General features: G+C 53.9%; 14 protein-coding genes and 1 riboswitch. Of the genes, 9 read left to right on the forward strand and 5 right to left on the reverse strand.

Going from position 1 to position 15,299, the window contains the following annotated elements; genetic code table 11:
* Positions 1 to 23: 23 nt before the first annotated feature.
* Positions 24 to 1,130, forward strand: coding sequence for a GerAB/ArcD/ProY family transporter (locus NSU18_RS31095; RefSeq protein WP_341150895.1), 1,107 nt, complete (start codon positions 24 to 26; stop codon positions 1,128 to 1,130).
* Here NSU18_RS31095 and NSU18_RS31100 read toward each other — a convergent pair.
* From NSU18_RS31100 to NSU18_RS31110, 3 genes are all read right to left on the reverse strand, one after another.
* Positions 1,127 to 1,360: a hypothetical protein gene (locus tag NSU18_RS31100; RefSeq protein WP_341018233.1), complete on the reverse strand. Its 234-nt coding sequence runs from the start codon at positions 1,358 to 1,360 to the stop codon at positions 1,127 to 1,129. The two genes, NSU18_RS31095 and NSU18_RS31100, sit on opposite strands and share 4 nt — an antisense overlap.
* 143 nt (positions 1,361 to 1,503) lie before the next feature.
* Positions 1,504 to 2,523, reverse strand: coding sequence for an ABC transporter substrate-binding protein (locus NSU18_RS31105; protein WP_445321881.1), 1,020 nt, complete (start codon positions 2,521 to 2,523; stop codon positions 1,504 to 1,506).
* Positions 2,524 to 2,632: 109 nt separating this feature from the next.
* On the reverse strand, positions 2,633 to 4,222 hold the full coding sequence (locus NSU18_RS31110) for an AraC family transcriptional regulator (protein WP_341150896.1): 1,590 nt from the start codon (positions 4,220 to 4,222) through the stop codon (positions 2,633 to 2,635).
* A 148-nt stretch (positions 4,223 to 4,370) separates the two neighbouring features.
* Between NSU18_RS31110 and NSU18_RS31115 the strand changes: the two genes are divergently transcribed.
* The 5 genes from NSU18_RS31115 to NSU18_RS31135 all read left to right on the forward strand — a co-directional run bounded on the left by NSU18_RS31115 (position 4,371) and on the right by NSU18_RS31135 (position 9,186).
* A complete protein-coding gene (locus tag NSU18_RS31115) occupies positions 4,371 to 4,730 on the forward strand; it encodes a (2Fe-2S) ferredoxin domain-containing protein (protein ID WP_341150897.1) in 360 nt (119 codons plus the stop codon).
* 111 nt (positions 4,731 to 4,841) lie between these two features.
* Positions 4,842 to 5,651: a GNAT family N-acetyltransferase gene (locus NSU18_RS31120; protein WP_341150898.1), complete on the forward strand. Its 810-nt coding sequence runs from the start codon at positions 4,842 to 4,844 to the stop codon at positions 5,649 to 5,651.
* Between the two features lie 42 nt (positions 5,652 to 5,693).
* Positions 5,694 to 6,425, forward strand: coding sequence for an SDR family NAD(P)-dependent oxidoreductase (locus NSU18_RS31125; protein ID WP_341150899.1), 732 nt, complete (start codon positions 5,694 to 5,696; stop codon positions 6,423 to 6,425).
* A 101-nt stretch (positions 6,426 to 6,526) separates the two neighbouring features.
* The gene (locus tag NSU18_RS31130; RefSeq protein WP_341018240.1) at positions 6,527 to 7,684 is read left to right on the forward strand and encodes an AI-2E family transporter; all 1,158 of its coding nucleotides are present in this window, start codon (positions 6,527 to 6,529) and stop codon (positions 7,682 to 7,684) included.
* A gap of 20 nt (positions 7,685 to 7,704) precedes the next feature.
* A complete protein-coding gene (locus NSU18_RS31135; RefSeq protein ID WP_341150900.1) occupies positions 7,705 to 9,186 on the forward strand; it encodes a carboxylesterase/lipase family protein in 1,482 nt (493 codons plus the stop codon).
* A gap of 645 nt (positions 9,187 to 9,831) precedes the next feature.
* Here NSU18_RS31135 and NSU18_RS31140 read toward each other — a convergent pair.
* Positions 9,832 to 11,010: a substrate-binding domain-containing protein gene (locus tag NSU18_RS31140; protein WP_341150901.1), complete on the reverse strand. Its 1,179-nt coding sequence runs from the start codon at positions 11,008 to 11,010 to the stop codon at positions 9,832 to 9,834.
* Between the two features lie 233 nt (positions 11,011 to 11,243).
* Positions 11,244 to 11,391: riboswitch (FMN riboswitch) on the forward strand.
* A gap of 126 nt (positions 11,392 to 11,517) precedes the next feature.
* On the opposite strand from NSU18_RS31140, the gene NSU18_RS31145 reads away from it, so the two are divergent.
* Positions 11,518 to 12,480, forward strand: coding sequence for a DMT family transporter (locus NSU18_RS31145; RefSeq protein WP_341018243.1), 963 nt, complete (start codon positions 11,518 to 11,520; stop codon positions 12,478 to 12,480).
* Positions 12,481 to 12,628: 148 nt separating this feature from the next.
* Here the strand turns inward: NSU18_RS31145 and NSU18_RS31150 are convergent, their stop codons facing one another.
* Complete coding sequence (locus tag NSU18_RS31150) at positions 12,629 to 13,786, reverse strand: hypothetical protein (protein WP_341150902.1); 1,158 nt, start codon at positions 13,784 to 13,786, stop codon at positions 12,629 to 12,631.
* 189 nt (positions 13,787 to 13,975) lie between these two features.
* Here NSU18_RS31150 and NSU18_RS31155 point away from each other — a divergent pair, with 189 nt between their 5' ends.
* Positions 13,976 to 14,641: a stage V sporulation protein AA gene (locus tag NSU18_RS31155; RefSeq protein WP_341150903.1), complete on the forward strand. Its 666-nt coding sequence runs from the start codon at positions 13,976 to 13,978 to the stop codon at positions 14,639 to 14,641.
* Complete coding sequence (locus tag NSU18_RS31160; RefSeq protein WP_339249408.1) at positions 14,638 to 15,063, forward strand: stage V sporulation protein AB; 426 nt, start codon at positions 14,638 to 14,640, stop codon at positions 15,061 to 15,063. The genes NSU18_RS31155 and NSU18_RS31160 overlap by 4 nt, the downstream gene beginning before the upstream one ends.
* Positions 15,064 to 15,299 lie beyond the last annotated feature (236 nt).

Here is a 15,299-nt window from a genome sequence, read left to right on the forward strand (position 1 = left end):
GCAGAAATCAGGTGATTGTTGTTATGAAAAAAGAAGTGATCGGCCCGAACCAGCTGCTGGCATTGATTATTCTGTTTGAGCTGGGGACTGCCGTCCTCGTCCCTATCGGCCTGGAGAGCGGACATGCAGTCTGGCTCGCCATTCTGTTTGCCCTCCCGGGAGGCATTTTGCTGTATCTGGTGTTCGCACACCTCTCTCTCCAGTTCCCGAACCAGATCATAAGCGGATATACGCGTTCTATTCTAGGGCCATGGCTGGGCTGGCCGGTAAGTCTGCTGTTCCTGCCGGTAATTCTCTATAACGGGTCTAGAAATCTGCGGGAAGCGGGGGATTTGCTGATCTCGGCCTCCTATGACAAAACCCCGATTCTGATCATTAATTCAATTATGATTATTGCAGTGATGTACATCCTTAGCAAAGGGATAGAGGTATTTGCCAGGACCGCCGAGATTGTTTTGTGGATTGTGATCATTATGGGGTGCATCTGTATTGTCGCTGTAATCTCGGCCGGGCTGGTGGAGTATAGAAATCTGTTTCCGCTTCATATGGGCGATTATAAGCAAGCCTTGAAATCAGCCTATCCCAACATCCTGATCTTTCCGTTCGGCGAGCTGATGTGCTTCACCACCATTCTGCCCCATTTCAACAACTCCCGGAAAATCAAGAAAACAGGGATCGCAGCGATTATTGTCAGTGCCTGCCTGCTGAGCTTCACCCATGCCATTGAGATGGCTGTGTTGGGAGAAAATCTGTACAGCCGGACCGCCTTTCCCATGTTTACGACCATTACTCTTGTAAATATGGCCAATTTCATTCAACGGCTGGATGCCCTGGTGATGCTGACGCTGATTATCGGGGCGTTCTTTAAGCTGAGCGTCTATTGTTATGCTGCTGTTGCGATTGCTAACGATCTGTTCAAGGTAAACGATACCAGCAGGCTGGTTATCCCGGCAGCTGTGATTATGCTGTTCAGCTCTTTTGTCAGCGCGCAGAATTACACGGAGCATATGAATGACGGGAAGACTTTTCTGCAGACGCTTCTGCCGGTATTCTGTGCGGTAATTCCCATACTGCTGCTGCTGATTCATCGTGTCCGGCGGAGGTTCGGCTTGTACCGTCAGCAGAATTAAGAGGGTTTCCGGCGGGATTGACGCTTCTTAGAGGCATGAATGGCAACCTGGATGAACGGGAGGAGCAGGAAGATTGTGATACATACCCCTTCCTGCAGTGTAGTTGTGGCAAAGATGGTCCCGAGCGAATGAATGGAGGCAGGCAGACTGATCCCGGACATCACATCAATGATGACTATTAACGTGAGCGTAAGAACAGCGAACAGGACATAGATACTGATAATCTTCATGGAGGTCTCCTTGTGCACCGCAAGAATAATTTGCCGGTTCCGGCGCGGCGGGCTACAGATATTATCTCCGAGTTATGGATAGGGTAAACGCCAAAAGCTGCCGGAAGCCGTTCAAGGCCACAGGCAGCGTATTCATGACACCATTATTGTTGTGCCCCGGTCAGCCAATCGGCCAGCTCCTCCGTCTGGGCCAGAACGGCAATCGGATCATAATACCAGGAGCGCTCTTCTTTCCATACGTAAATCTTCCCGTTCTTGACCGCTGGCAGGCTGCCCCAGATCGGGTCTGCCTGGAAGTCTTGAGCAGTTCGGGTATTGTCAGTGATGACCAGATAATCACCCGCATACTTACCCAGGGTCTCAGCGGATAATTCTGCCCACTGCTTCTCCATAATTTCATCAGCCACTCCAGCCGGAGGCTTGCGCCCCAGTGCCTGATAGATAGGCTGTCCTCCCCGTCCGAAGTTGTCCCCATAGACCCAGGTGGACTTGTCTGCATGCTCGAGAATACTGAAGGTGGCCCCGGCAGGAATCGCTGCATCCACGCGGGCCTTGGCGTCCGCAATACGCTTATCGTAATCAGCCAGCCATGCTGCTGCCTCCTGCTCCTTGCCCAGCAGCTTGCCGAAATAGGTCAGCTCTTCATGCGCATTCTTCAAATCACCGTACGGCACAATAACCGTTGGGGCAATTTTGCTGAGCGCGGCATAGCTGTCTGCATTGCCGGAGATAATCAAGTCGGGATTCAGCGCGAGGATATTCTCCGGTGACATTTTGCCGTAAGTGCCGGTATCGGCTACTCCTGTTAGGAATTCCTTGAAATACATATTCTCCAGTGTAAGCCCCGGAGCACCGACAGGAATCGTATCCAGGGCAATCAAGCTGCCCAGATATTCCTCGGCAACAATCCGCTGCGGTGCTGCCGGCACTTCAATATCTCCGTTCACAGTGGTCACGGTATGGAAGGCGGGAGCTGTGGTTGCAGCAGCCTTCTCTGCCTGGGTGGAGGAAGCGGGTGTCCCGGTAGCCTTAGCTGAAGCGGCACCACTGCTGTTATTAGAAGTGTTATTTCCACAAGCAGAGGCGATAAGAGTCAATGCCAGAAGCAAAGACAGGACGATCCAAGCTTTCCGGTGAATGCGGCGTGATTGTAAATATGGGATTTTCAAGATGTCGCCTCCTTAATGTAGAACGATTATCATTCTCAGGTAACACTTTACAGAGTTTCCCCGGATTAGACTATGGCTGAATGTGATGTCCGGCTATGTAAATTTATGATGTCAGCGCCTGCACCAGCACCTTCAGCTGGGCCTTGGAGGAGAGCGGATCGAAGCCGTAGAACATCCCTGACTGATTCAGGAAGTAGATTCTTCCGCCTACTGAGCCGTTGATGGGCTGTTGCTGTACAGGGTGAAGAAAGCTCTGCAGCGGCTCCAGCGCTTCAGCAGCCTTCCTGCTTGAGGTAATAAAGATATGGTCAGCGGAGTAGCGGGCAATGTTATGGAAGGCAATCTCCAGATAACCCTTATCCAGCAGTCCTTCGGCAACAAGGCCAAGCGGCGGGCGGAAGCCAAGATCATGATACAGAATCTGCGTCCCGCGGCCATAGCTGCTGCTGAAGCAGTAGGCTGTCTCTGCGCCAAGCTCCAGGACCATGGCGGTCCCCCGGTCACCGATCTGCCGGTCGAGCAGCTGATTAGCTTGATAACAATGCCAGTCATAGTGGCTTAGCCAGGCCTCTGCCTGTGGCTGACGCCCGGTCACCTCGGCAATCAGGCGGAACTGCTCCCGCCAATCCATCTGCATGAAGGGAATCTCGATCACCGGCGCTACGGACAGGAGCTGCTTGCTCTTGTCAGGCAAGGAATAGCTGATAATGACATCCGGCCGGGCTGAAGATAGACGTTCGTATAGACCTTCAGAGCCGATTCCTTCATCCAGCAGCTTTTTCCTGGAGGGAACGGGCTGCATGCTCTCCATCCAGGCCGAGTAGACTCCCAGGCGGGGAATGACTTCGAGCGCATGGAGGCTGGCGGTATGATTGAAGTTCAGCGAGACTACGGATTTGCTCTTACGGTGAAAGGCTGAAGGGGAAATGCCTACGACCTGCTTGAATTTGCGGCTTAAATAGGTCCCTTCGCTATATCCTACCTCAAGCGCCAGCGTACTCAGATTCGGAGCTCCTGTAAGGATACGCTGCTGGGCCTTGCGGATGCGCAGCAGCGTTATGTATTCGTTGAAGGTCTGTCCGGTGAACTTGCGGAAGCTGCGGGAGAAATGCTCCGGGGTGATTCCGGCAAGCCCGGCAGCCTGTTCTCTCGTCAAATCTTCATTATAATGGGACTCTATATGATGCAGTACATGGTCAATCCACTGAGTTGGCCGCTCTGCGCACTCCGCAGAATTGTCGTACAGCTCACTGAGCAGCTCCGTGAACAGGGCTTGTAAGGCAAACGGCGTATGCTGCTCCGGCTGGTTCCAGCCGTTAAGAAGCTGCACAGCGAGCGTGCTTAAGTGGGGCGGACAGCTTCGGACCGGCTGACCATGGTTCAGCGGGCTGAACGTCCGGATGTTGCCGGAGATCACAGCATATTCGATCCACACGCCCTGCAGCTTATGGCCGCGAGGCAGCCTGTTATCTGCCGAACTGTCACTGCACAGAATATGACCGCCGGATAGACGGATGTGTTCGCCGTTCAGCTCAATGACTCCGCTTCCTCCGGTGATTACCGCCAGGAATGAGGTGAAGGGCTGAATGGGATTGTCACGGTTAATGGAGGCTTGATCCAGTGCCGCTACACGTACCGGAATATAAAAGCTGTGAGGATTAGGCCATGAACTGCCGGCATTTCGCGTCTGCATGTTTCAGGTCACTCTTTTCTTAGATGATAATCATTCTCAATGTCAGTATAACAGTCTTTCCTTCTATTGACGATCCCCGAAAAGGGCAGTAGAGTTTAAGGTTATAGGACTAGCAGGGTATTGTTGTATTGAAGGGAGCGGAACTGCCATGACAACCTGGAATCTGCAAGGAACGGTCAGCCATTTGCTGATCTGTAACGGAAGTGACTGCAAGAAGCACAAGGGTGAAGAGGTAGCCGAAGCGATTGAGGATGAGATTACGAAGCAAGGAGCAGACGCGCTGATCCATACAACGGTAACCCGCTGCAATGGAAGATGCTCGGATGCCTGTGTAGTGATCTCATACCCCGAAGGCGTATGGTACAGGGATGTCACCCCTAAGTCGGCCAAAAGTCTGGTGCGTAAGCTGCTAAAGGGAGAACAGCTCGAGGAGCATTTGCTCTACACCTACGAAGAAGGCCTCAAGGCCGCGACCCCGAAGGGTGCCAAAGGGAAGAAGAAGAAATAACCTAAGAGGCTTAGTACAGCCCGTTGACGGAATAATTCCGGCTGCGGGTTGTTTATTTTTTCCAATGGGGGCTTTACAATAGATAGAAAAGTCTAAGAGGGGGGAAGCGGGATGTTTGTAAGCTTTGGGCTGGAGGATGATGTGCTGCACAGCAGGCTGTTCATGCAGGAAGAAGTAGAATATAACCTGATTCATCTGATCGCGGGGAATCAGGAGTCCCTGCGGCTGAAGACGGAGGAGAATGACCTGATTGCCGCCCATGCCGCCGGGCGTAACTTGTGGTTGTGGTTATCACCGGAGCTGACTGAAGAGAGGCGCCTTTCCCTTGTAAGCCAGCTGGCGGAAATGTTGGCGGACCGGAAGTTGCCGGGAATTACCGGAACGTCGGAGACGGGGAAGCTGTTCGCCGATGCCTACAGCAAGCTTACCGGCAATTCTCATCATGTACGGATGATGATGGAGGCCTATCACTGCCCGCAGGTGCAGCTGCCGCATGGTGTCGGCGGGAAGCTGCAGCAGGCGGAGCCGGACGATATTCCGCTCATCGCGGGGTATTTAGCCGGATTCGTGCAGGATTGCTTCGGTATGGAGAGTGCACCGGAGGATCATCTGGACTATGCCGGGGCGGTCACGGAGTCCGGCAGGCTCCGTCTGTGGATCGACCGGGAACAGCCGGTGTCCATGGTTCATCTGGCCCATCAGTCTGCCAGGCATGCACGGATTAATGAGGTCTACACTCCGCGTGGGTTCCGCAAGCATGGGTACGCGAGTGCGGCTGTAGCTGCCCTGTGTGCTGAACTGCTCAGCAAGGGTCTGACCCCCATGCTATACGCCGATGCGGCGAACCCGGATTCTAATAAAGTCTATCAGTCGGTGGGCTTCAGGCGGACCGGAAGTATTGTCGATTTGCGCTTTCAGTAAGACAGTGATTATTCAGCCTAATAAAGGGAGGAACGTCAAAGGATGCTGCAAGGAATGAAAGTAATAGTGACCGGTGCGGCTTCAGGTATTGGTAAGGCTATTGTCAGACATAGTCTGGAGGCGGGAGCAGAGGTTATTGCCTGTGACCTGGATGGACCGCGTCTGGAGGAGCTGAAGCATGAAGCCGCTACGGATAAGCTCTATACTTACCGCCTGGATGTCGCCGATTACAGCGAGGTGGAGCACTTCTTCTCAGCCCTTCAGCAAGAGCATGCTCATGTGAGCGGGCTGGTTAACAATGCAGGGATCTATCTGGGCCGCAGCCTGCTGGAGTATACTCCGGAGGAGATCAGCCGCGTGATGGATATCAACATCAAAGGGTATGTCTACTTCTCCCAGGCCTTCGGGCGGATGCTGCTGGAGCGGAAGCAGAAGGGCGTCATCGTTAACATGTCATCAGTCTCCGGCCAGGAGGGCAGCTCCGACGCAATATACGGTCTAACGAAGGCTGCTATTCTTGGCTTGACCAAGAGCTGCGCAATGAATTTTGCCCCTTCGATCCGCGTGAATGCGGTGGCTCCGACCATGGCGGCCACCCCGATGATGGGAGATATCCCGGCCTGGAGGCAGCAGGAATACCGGGAACACCAGTTAAATCCCGAACCGCTGCTGGCGGAGGATGTTGCCGATACGGTGATTTTTATGCTGAGCAGCAGAGCCAGAGCTTATACCGGAGCCACCTTTGATATCAACAATGGCTGTTATTTGCGTTGATGATCCCTGATTTGACTTGCAGCCACAGGGTTACTATGCTTATACATAGTGCAAATAATCACACTTAACAGGCAAGAGTTGCAGCTAGGGGGCGGCAGGATATGGATAGACGGCAGGTATGGCCGGATAAATTCAAAAAGTTTTTTCTGAACAACAAGTTTGTGGTAGGTCTGCTGATTGCGTTGCTGGTGGGCTTAACGATACTCGTATTCTCAAAGATTCCGTTTGTGTTCAAGCCGCTGTCTGTGCTTCTGCATACGGTGGCAGCGCCGCTGCTGCTCTCAGGGATCGCCTATTATCTGCTGAATCCGCTGGTGGACCGTCTGGAGAAGAGAAGCCGGGTGAAGCGGGCGTATGGCATTGTCATTCTGTATCTGATTATTATCGGAATCATTACTCTGGTGCTGCTGATGGTCATCCCGATCATCCGCACCCAACTCATGGGCCTGATTGACAACTTCCCCGTCTACAGTGAGCAGATTCAGGAGGAGTTCCTCCAGCTTACGGGCAGTGAATTGTTCAACAAGATTCAGTCGAGCGTGGGCACGGACCTTAGTGATATTACCAGCAAGGTAACGACCTGGGCCACAGCCTTCCTGAATAATGCCGTCAGCGGCGTGGGCAGCTTCGTGGGAACACTGACCGAAATTGTACTGGCTGTGGTGACTACACCGTTCATTCTCTTCTATCTCCTGCGTGACGGCAAAAGATTGCCCGACTACCTCATGAGACTCATCCCTACCGCGCTGCGGCCGCAGTCCCGGATGGTGATGCAGGAAATGAACAATCAGATCGCATCGTATATCCGCGGCCAGATTATTGTCAGCTGCTGTATCGGAGCACTGCTCTATATCGGGTATCTGATTATCGGGCTGGAGTATTCGCTGGTTCTGGCGATCGTGGCTGCTTGTACGGCTGTAGTTCCTTATCTGGGGCCGGCTATTGCGATTACCCCTGCGCTGATTGTGGCGATGGTGACCTCACCATTTATGCTGCTGAAGATGGTCATTGTCTGGACCGCCGTCCAGTTGATCGAAGGGAAGTTTATCTCGCCGCAGATTATGGGGAAATCGCTGAAGATTCACCCGATTACAATTATTTTTGTGATTATTTTTGCCGGAAAAATGTTCGGTGTACTAGGTATCATACTTGCGGTGCCGGGCTACGCCGTGCTTAAGGTGGTAATGACCCATATCTTCCAGTGGTTCCGCTTCCGCTCCGGGCTCTACAGAGTCATCGAAGAAAAGACTGAGGAATAAAGCGAAAAGGAATGATTGCAATGACAGGACAACTGGTGAATACAGCTTACGGGCAACTGGAGGGAGAAGCGGGAAACGGCGTGAACGTGTGGCGCGGCATCCCGTTCGCTGCCCCGCCGCTTGGAGAGCTGCGCTTCCGGGCACCGCAGCCGCCGGAGTCCTGGAGCGGCGTGCGGGAGGCTGTCAAGTTCGGACCAGTCAGCCTGCAGCCGGTCAGCACCAGCGGGACGCGGTTTGGCGGCACCACCCCTATTTATGATGAAGACTGTCTATATCTGAATGTCTGGTCCCCGGCGGTTGCGGAGGAGACCGAAGCTCTGCCGGTGATGGTGTGGATTCACGGCGGCACCTTCGTTACCGGCGCAGGCAGCCAGCCGATGTTCGAGGGCAGCAAGCTGGCCGTCTCCGGGAAGGTCGTGGTGGTTACCGTGAATTACCGGCTGGGTCCGCTCGGGTTCCTGCATCTGTCTCCGCTGGGCGCAGGACTGGGCAGCAACCTGGGCCTCCTGGATCAGATTGCTGCCCTGGAATGGGTGCAGCAGAATATCGCTGCATTCGGCGGGGATCCGGCGCGTGTCACGGTCTTCGGGGAGTCGGCAGGGAGCATGAGTATTGCTGCACTGCTGGCGATGCCTGCGGCGAAGGGACTGTTCGCCCGGGCCATAATGGAGAGCGGGGCGGCACAGACATTGAATGAAGAGCTCGGCGGGCAGATTGCCGCCGCTTTCCTGGCAGAGCTGGGCCTTCAGCCTGGCGGTGATACGCAGCTTCTGCATACGCTGCCGGCTGGAGAGATCATGGAAGCCGCAGGCCGGATGGCGTACAAGCTGTCCGGAGACTCGATGAATATGTTTTTCCAGCCGGTTATTGAGCCGGGCACCTTGCCGGTTGAGCCGGTACAGGCCATCGCAGCGGGAGCTGCCAGCGGCATTCCCGTGTTGATCGGAACGAATCTGCATGAAGGCAATCTGTTCTTCCGCGAGGGGCAGAAGGCGGACAACTTCGAGCAATCGCTCAAAGCGCTGGAGCAGCTGATGGGAGTGGGTGACCTCTCCGAGCTGACCTCGGATTACAGCCAGAGCTGGGAAGGACAGGCTGAGGTGCTGACCGACCTGTTCTTCTGGGCCAGCTCCATTTCGTTCGCGGAGAAGCAGCAAGGGCATGCGCCCGTCTGGATGTACCGCTTCGACTGGACGGTGGCCGGGCATCCTCTGCTGGAGAAGGCCATTCACGGCGCGGAGATTCTGTATGTCTTCAACAACCTCCCGGTGCTGAAGCAGTATGGCCTGAGCGTGACGCCGGAGATGGAGGCAGTGGCTGAGGCAATGCAGACCGCCTGGACTGCCTTCGCCCATAGTGGAGATCCGGCAGCGCCGGGACTGGCTTGGCCGCAGTACACGCCGAACACGCGGGCTACGATGATCTTTGACCAATCCTCGCGTGTGGTTAACGACCCGGACGGGGAGAAGCGCAAACGGATTTTTGAGCATTATATGGGATAAGTTCACAGCAGCAGCCCTCGCCGGAGGAAGGCCTCCGGGAGGGCTGCTGCTGTGTGCGGCCGGATGTAGGCGGGAAACCGAATACAGAGGACGGGCTTAGCAGTGTGCGGCTGGATGTATGCGTAAAAGCGAATAAATTGAGCAAGTGAGGAGATATGCGGGCGAATGTATGCGTAAAAGCATAATGCAATGGGTGCTGCGATAAGGGAAGGGCCTATTGCTCCACAGCCAGTAACATTAATTGAGAAATCCTGTACGAATTGCAGCAATACTGTTCGATAGGAGCGGTTTATGTTGAAATCTTGCACGAATTGCAACTAATCCAGCGCTAACTGACTCTAAACACCATAATTCCTGCAAATGATGCAACAATGTACCCCAGCCAGTAACTGTAATAGAGAAGTCCTGCAAAAAGTGCAACAATGCTGCTTTATACAAGCGGTCGGTGAGAGAGAAAACTCTCAGATTGGCCAGAGTTAGGCGGACCGCCGGAATGAGTAGGAGATCGCTTCAGAATGTATGTGAAAAACCAAATACAATGAGTTAGTGCGGTGGTATGCGGGCCGAATGTAATCGAAAAACCGAACACGTTTGGCAAGTGCAGGCACCAGCATCCTTTTACCCCCTAGGATGCTGGCGCTCTGCTTATTTAACCGGCGTATACCCGGTCTTCTCAACCAGCTCCTGGCCCTCAGCGGACAGAATCCAGTTCAGGAACGGTTCGATGTTCGGATTGGTGCTGCCGGCGGTTACGGCATAGAATTCAGTCGTGAACGGGTATTCTCCGCTGCGGATGCTCTCTGTGGACGGCGGCACATCATCGATAGCCAGCAGCTTGATCTCATCACTGGCGTTCATTTGCGTGGCATAGAACATGAAGCTGAAGCCCAGTGCATTCTTGTAATTGCGGTAGTTGGCGGTCTGGCTGATAATGCCGCTCATGACGTTTGCCACATTCTCCTTTGGTGGGGTCATCAGCTGGCGGTCCTCCATGATTTTCTGGAGCCGGGTCTGGCTGCCGCTGTCTTCAGACCGCTGGAAAGCGCGGATCGGGTCATCCTTGCCGCCGACCTGCTTCCAATTGGTGAGGGTGCCGGAATAGATATCCTTAATCTGATCCGTGGTCAGGCTGTCCACCGGATTGCGCTTGTTGACGAAGAAGACGAAGGCTTCGCGGCCGATTGGAGTGAGCTTCAGTTCACGGCCTACTAGCTTCGCCTGCTTCGTCTGGGCCAGCGAAGGGGCAGCAGCGAAGATGATATCGGCCTCTCCTGTGATCAGCCGTTTGTAGGCCTCAGAGGTGCTGGTGCATACCACGAAATCGGTCCCTTCCTTCTGGACGAAGGGGGAATAGTTATCCTGCGGGTAGACCGCTTGGGCAAAAGCCGAATACAGCGGGTACAGCGCTGTTGCTCCATCCAGGCGCGGCAGGTTCATCATAAGCTGGTAGGAAGCTTTATGGTTCAGGGATGCGGCTTTGGTATTTGTCGCAAAAGGGGCATACTGATTGAGATTGACCTCCTGCTCACTAACCTCAGCTAAGCTGTTGATATAAGCTTGTCTGATCTCATAGCCAGCGGCTGTAAGCAGACAGAGACCCACGAAGCTTCCCAGCAGGATCTGGCGCAGCCGTCTTCTGAACAGGCCGAAGATGGAGATTACGGAGAGCAGTGCCAAGCCCGCAGCGATTACCAGGACAAGCGGACCATAGAACAGATATCCTTTGGTGAAAGCGGTAATGAAATAAGCTATAAAGGCGGCAACTGTGAGCCCAGCCAGCGCAAAGAAGGAATACAGCAGATTGATCGAAAAACTTCTTTTCATGATGACCTCCAAATAGATCTCTATATTTAGGGATGATTAATGTTCATACTATAGTGTAGCGCACACTGCCGTTTCTGCCAAACGAACCAGAACCTGGATGCGGCAAGCAGATTGGGTTAGCAGAGTGATGGTTCGAATGATTATTGAATGAAATATCATGATTATTTTCATAAAAAGCTGGACGAAATCAAAAATCAGAGGTATTCTGAGATTGTGAAAATAATAACAGAATACAAGATTCTCGGGGTAAGGTGAAATTCCTGACCGGCGGTGATGTTCGTGAGAGCTAAGCCCGCGACTCGTTACTCTATCACAAGAGGAAGCGACTGATCTGGTGACAATCCAGAGCCGACGGTAAAGTCCGGATGGGAGAGGATCATAAGATAAAGGCGCGGGTCTATTCCGTATGTCTTTATTGATAACAACCCCCGATTTTTGTCCTGTTCACAGGGCTCACGGGGGTTTTTGATCTCTATCGAGGGTTTGTATCGACAAGGAGAATGAAAGATGAGTAATGTATCTGCTTCATCCCAAGGCTTGCGTACCGCACCGGTGCGCAGCGGATTCTGGCTGGTGGTTCTGGGGGCGGCCTTATGGGGAGTTGACCCGCTGTTCCGCATTATCCTGCTGAAATCCCTGACGTCGTCCCAGATTGTGCTGCTTGAGCATGTCGTGCTCTTCCTGGTTGCCGCTCCGGTAATGTGGCGCAATCGTGCAGAGCTGAAGGGTGTCCGTCTGCGCCAAGCCGCAGCGCTGCTCGTGGTATCGTGGGGCGGCTCAGCCGTAGCGACCATTCTGTTCACGAAAGCCTTATCCAGCGGAGACTTCAATGCCGTGCTGCTGCTTCAGAAGCTTCAGCCCTTGTTCGCCATTGGTCTTGCCGCTGTTATTCTAAAAGAACGCCTGCCGCGCAATTTCGCACCGCTGCTTATCGTTGCCCTGGCCGGGACGTACCTGCTGACCTTCGGCTGGACGATTCCCTTCGGCCATGTGAACAGCTTCATGGGTGTAGGAAGCCTGATGGCGCTGGGCGCTGCGGCTTTGTGGGGCGGCTCTACAGTTATGGGCCGCTATCTGCTGGGCTCGATGAAATATGAGACAGTAACCTCACTGCGCTTCATTCTGGCGCTCCCGCTGCTGTTCGTAATTACAAGCATGGAAGGCGCCCCGTGGCAGATGAGCGGCGGAATCAGCGGCTCAGCGGCAGTTGCTGTTAACCTGCTGCTGCAGGCGTTGCTGCCCGGACTGCTCAGCATGCTGCTCTATTACAAGGGGCTGAATACGACCAAAGCTTCGGTAGCGACCCTGGCCGAACTCAGCTTCCCGATGACCGGGATTCTGATTAACTGGGTAGTGTACCAGCAGCTTGTAACCCTGCCGCAGCTTGTCGGCTTCGCGCTGATCTGGACAGCACTCTTCTTCATCTCCAGTCAGCAGCGGGATCAGCTGCAGCCGGCCAAGCAGAATTAACTTCATAGCGCTCCAGTCTGAGGGGACATACCCCAGGACCCAGCGCATCATAGTCAAAGAGGATGTTCCTAATACGGCCGCGCCGTCCGGGAACATCCTCTTTGTTGTATATCAGACACGGGGCAAGGGAGGCGCCGCATGAGTGATTTTATTTCAGATATGGAGTGACCTTGATGCTCTTGTACCCAAGCTCCTTAAGCTGCGCTGGTGCGATATACAGCCGGCTTGCCGAATTGAAGCTGTTCACAGGCGTAAGGACCGCGTGATTGCTGCCGTTTGTGATTTTGTAGATATAAGCCGCGGAAGGGTCGCCGGTTGCGCTAAGGTTCATGACTTCAACCTTCCAGCCGAGTGCTGCAGCAAGGGGCTTCACCGGTATCCACTCTTGTCCGCCCTTAGTGAAAACGGTGGATACATCCACACTTTTGCCGTCCAGATTCAGGTTGTGTTCATAGGCTAAGGTGATCGGCATCTCCGTCACCGGCAGGTCTTTTAGCAGCATATCCTTAGGAAAAGTAACTTCCGGTCTGGAGAATGCAGGAGCAGGGAACAAGACTTCAAGCTCGCGGGTGTCCTTGACCAGCCTTGACGATCCGTCCTTCAGATTATAGATCCACGGGAGGCGCTTAGGCTCGTTTTTGACATATTGCAGCAGTCCCTTCGACAGGTTCAGGTTGTGCAAGGTCCCCTTCAGCAGCTCCTGCCGCTTCCCGGTGGACGGATCGTAGGTACTGATCACATTCTGCTTGGCAGCCTCATTATATCCGCTCTCAAGCAGCGTATGCTGGTTGATCCACCGGGCATTGTAATACCGCTGAGTAGAATGATAGACGGATACCTTACCGGTCGCCGAATTTCTCAGATACTGATCGCCATATTTTGCGATATAGCCTTCAGGCTGCCGTTCATAACGGGAACGCTCCAGAACACCCCAGCGGCCGTCAGGGGAGAGGTCGTATTCGCTTTTGCGCACAATGGACTGGCTCTGTGTATCGTAGACATAGGCTTGCTCCGGATCGTCCATCCCCGTTAACTGCAAGTTCCCGCTGTTATTCTCCCGGAAATGTTGAAAAGCGTCCGGCCATTTGGCAAATGTCCCATCCGGCTGCCGGGCAATGACGGCATTGATGAACTGGTTCCCGTCCAATTGACTTACCGAATACAGCTGTATGTTGCTGCTTTTGCTGGTATAGGAATCGTATACCTCGATCTTCTCGGCTGCATGTGCTGTGAGGGGCGCAGCGAATGCCAGTAGCATTGATGCAGAGAGAACCATCCGTAAGGATTGGTGCAATGCTTTTCTCATATGAATTTCCATCCCTTCTGTGTAAATAACTGTAACTATAGACGGCCCTAAGGCAGGAAAAGTTTCGCTGGTCCTGCATAAGTCACGATGAATTGCGGAGAGGAAGAGTAAAAATAAGCCTTTTTTCCCATACTACCCTTATTCTTGCCGAAGGACTGCATCACACCTGAGCTTAAGGAGGCCCCGCAGATGAACAGTGAATCCCAGGCTCCAGTCGTATATATCCAGCTTAAGAACCGGGTGACGGTGCCCAAGGGCAAGGGGGTGCTGCTGCGCGATGTCGCTTATCTCATCACTGACCCGCAGTGGCGGGAGCCGCTGTATACACTGCTTGTGCTTCAGCCGAAGGAGAGTGACGGAAATCTGATTCTGATTGATCTGCTGACTGTCATTCCCCGGATTCAGGATATGCACCCCGATGCGGACATTCAGCCGATCGGCGAAGGCCGCACCATTGTACAGATTGAAGGTCCGTCTACGGCTGCTAAACCTTCTATAGCCCTGTTCGTGCTGGTCTGGCTGCTGCTGTTCTTCGGCTCGGCGCTGACGATTATGAATTTCCATGCCGATGTCAGCATGCTGGAGGTACAGATCCGGATTGTTGAGATGCTGACCGGCCGCAGGGACGAGCATCCTTACCTGTTTCAGATTGCCTATTCGCTGGGCATCGGGCTTGGGATGGTCATTTTTTTCAATCATCTGTTCAAAAAGAAATGGAACGAGGAGCCGACCCCCCTTGAGGTGGAAATGTTCCTGTATCAGAAGAATATCGATCAATATGTAATCAATGAGGAGTACCGCAAAATGAAACGCCGCAGTGACGAAGCACCCGGCAGCCGGGAGGGGGGCGCATGACGGCACCGCTGTCGCTTGGACTTCATCTGCTGCTCGGGATTGCCGGTGGAATCGCAGTGGGCGGCGGGGTGATTGCGCTATTCGTAGTGCTGGATATCATTCCCCGGCTGGCTCAGCTCACCTCCTCCTATGACAAGGTTCACTGGTATGAGGGAGCGATGGTCGGCGGTTCCCTATTGGGGACGGTGAGTGACTTCTGGAACTGGAAAATGGCGGCTGGCCCTCTGATTGAGCTTGGGGTCGGCCTGTTCAACGGCATATTCATCGGCATGCTGGCTGCGGCTCTGACTGAGGTGCTCAATGTCCTGCCGATCCTGGCCAAACGTCTGCATATGACCCATCTGCTGCTTGGTCTCTTAATGGCAATGGTATGCGGCAAGGTGGCGGGCTCGTTGTTCGACTGGTTTGTCTATCAACAGTAAAGGAGGCTAGGGAGTGAGATATATTCACAGCGGTGATCAGGTAGAGACGGATAAAAAGAAAGACCGTTCTGCGGAGCAGAGCACGGAGCAGAAGTCACCGGAGCAAGCAGAGCAACCGGCAGCGTCCCGGAGCGGCCGGGGTCAGGAGCTGGAGGCGTCAGCGGAGCTGGGTGCGGTGACGGAGCAGCAGCCGCCGGAACGGGAAGAGCAACCGGCAGCGTCCCGGAGCGGCGGGG

This window comes from Paenibacillus sp. FSL H8-0048 (assembly GCF_038002825.1).
Classification (GTDB): domain Bacteria; phylum Bacillota; class Bacilli; order Paenibacillales; family Paenibacillaceae; genus Paenibacillus_AQ.

Coding starts and splice junctions, on each gene's coding strand:
- NSU18_RS31095 (WP_341150895.1), top strand. CDS start 24: ATGAAAAAAGAAGTGATCGGCCCGAACCAGCTGCTGGCATTGATTATT.
- NSU18_RS31100 (WP_341018233.1), bottom strand. CDS start 1,360: ATGAAGATTATCAGTATCTATGTCCTGTTCGCTGTTCTTACGCTCACG.
- NSU18_RS31110 (WP_341150896.1), bottom strand. CDS start 4,222: ATGCAGACGCGAAATGCCGGCAGTTCATGGCCTAATCCTCACAGCTTT.
- NSU18_RS31115 (WP_341150897.1), top strand. CDS start 4,371: ATGACAACCTGGAATCTGCAAGGAACGGTCAGCCATTTGCTGATCTGT.
- NSU18_RS31120 (WP_341150898.1), top strand. CDS start 4,842: ATGTTTGTAAGCTTTGGGCTGGAGGATGATGTGCTGCACAGCAGGCTG.
- NSU18_RS31125 (WP_341150899.1), top strand. CDS start 5,694: ATGCTGCAAGGAATGAAAGTAATAGTGACCGGTGCGGCTTCAGGTATT.
- NSU18_RS31130 (WP_341018240.1), top strand. CDS start 6,527: ATGGATAGACGGCAGGTATGGCCGGATAAATTCAAAAAGTTTTTTCTG.
- NSU18_RS31135 (WP_341150900.1), top strand. CDS start 7,705: ATGACAGGACAACTGGTGAATACAGCTTACGGGCAACTGGAGGGAGAA.
- NSU18_RS31140 (WP_341150901.1), bottom strand. CDS start 11,010: ATGAAAAGAAGTTTTTCGATCAATCTGCTGTATTCCTTCTTTGCGCTG.
- NSU18_RS31145 (WP_341018243.1), top strand. CDS start 11,518: ATGAGTAATGTATCTGCTTCATCCCAAGGCTTGCGTACCGCACCGGTG.
- NSU18_RS31150 (WP_341150902.1), bottom strand. CDS start 13,786: ATGAGAAAAGCATTGCACCAATCCTTACGGATGGTTCTCTCTGCATCA.
- NSU18_RS31155 (WP_341150903.1), top strand. CDS start 13,976: ATGAACAGTGAATCCCAGGCTCCAGTCGTATATATCCAGCTTAAGAAC.
- NSU18_RS31160 (WP_339249408.1), top strand. CDS start 14,638: ATGACGGCACCGCTGTCGCTTGGACTTCATCTGCTGCTCGGGATTGCC.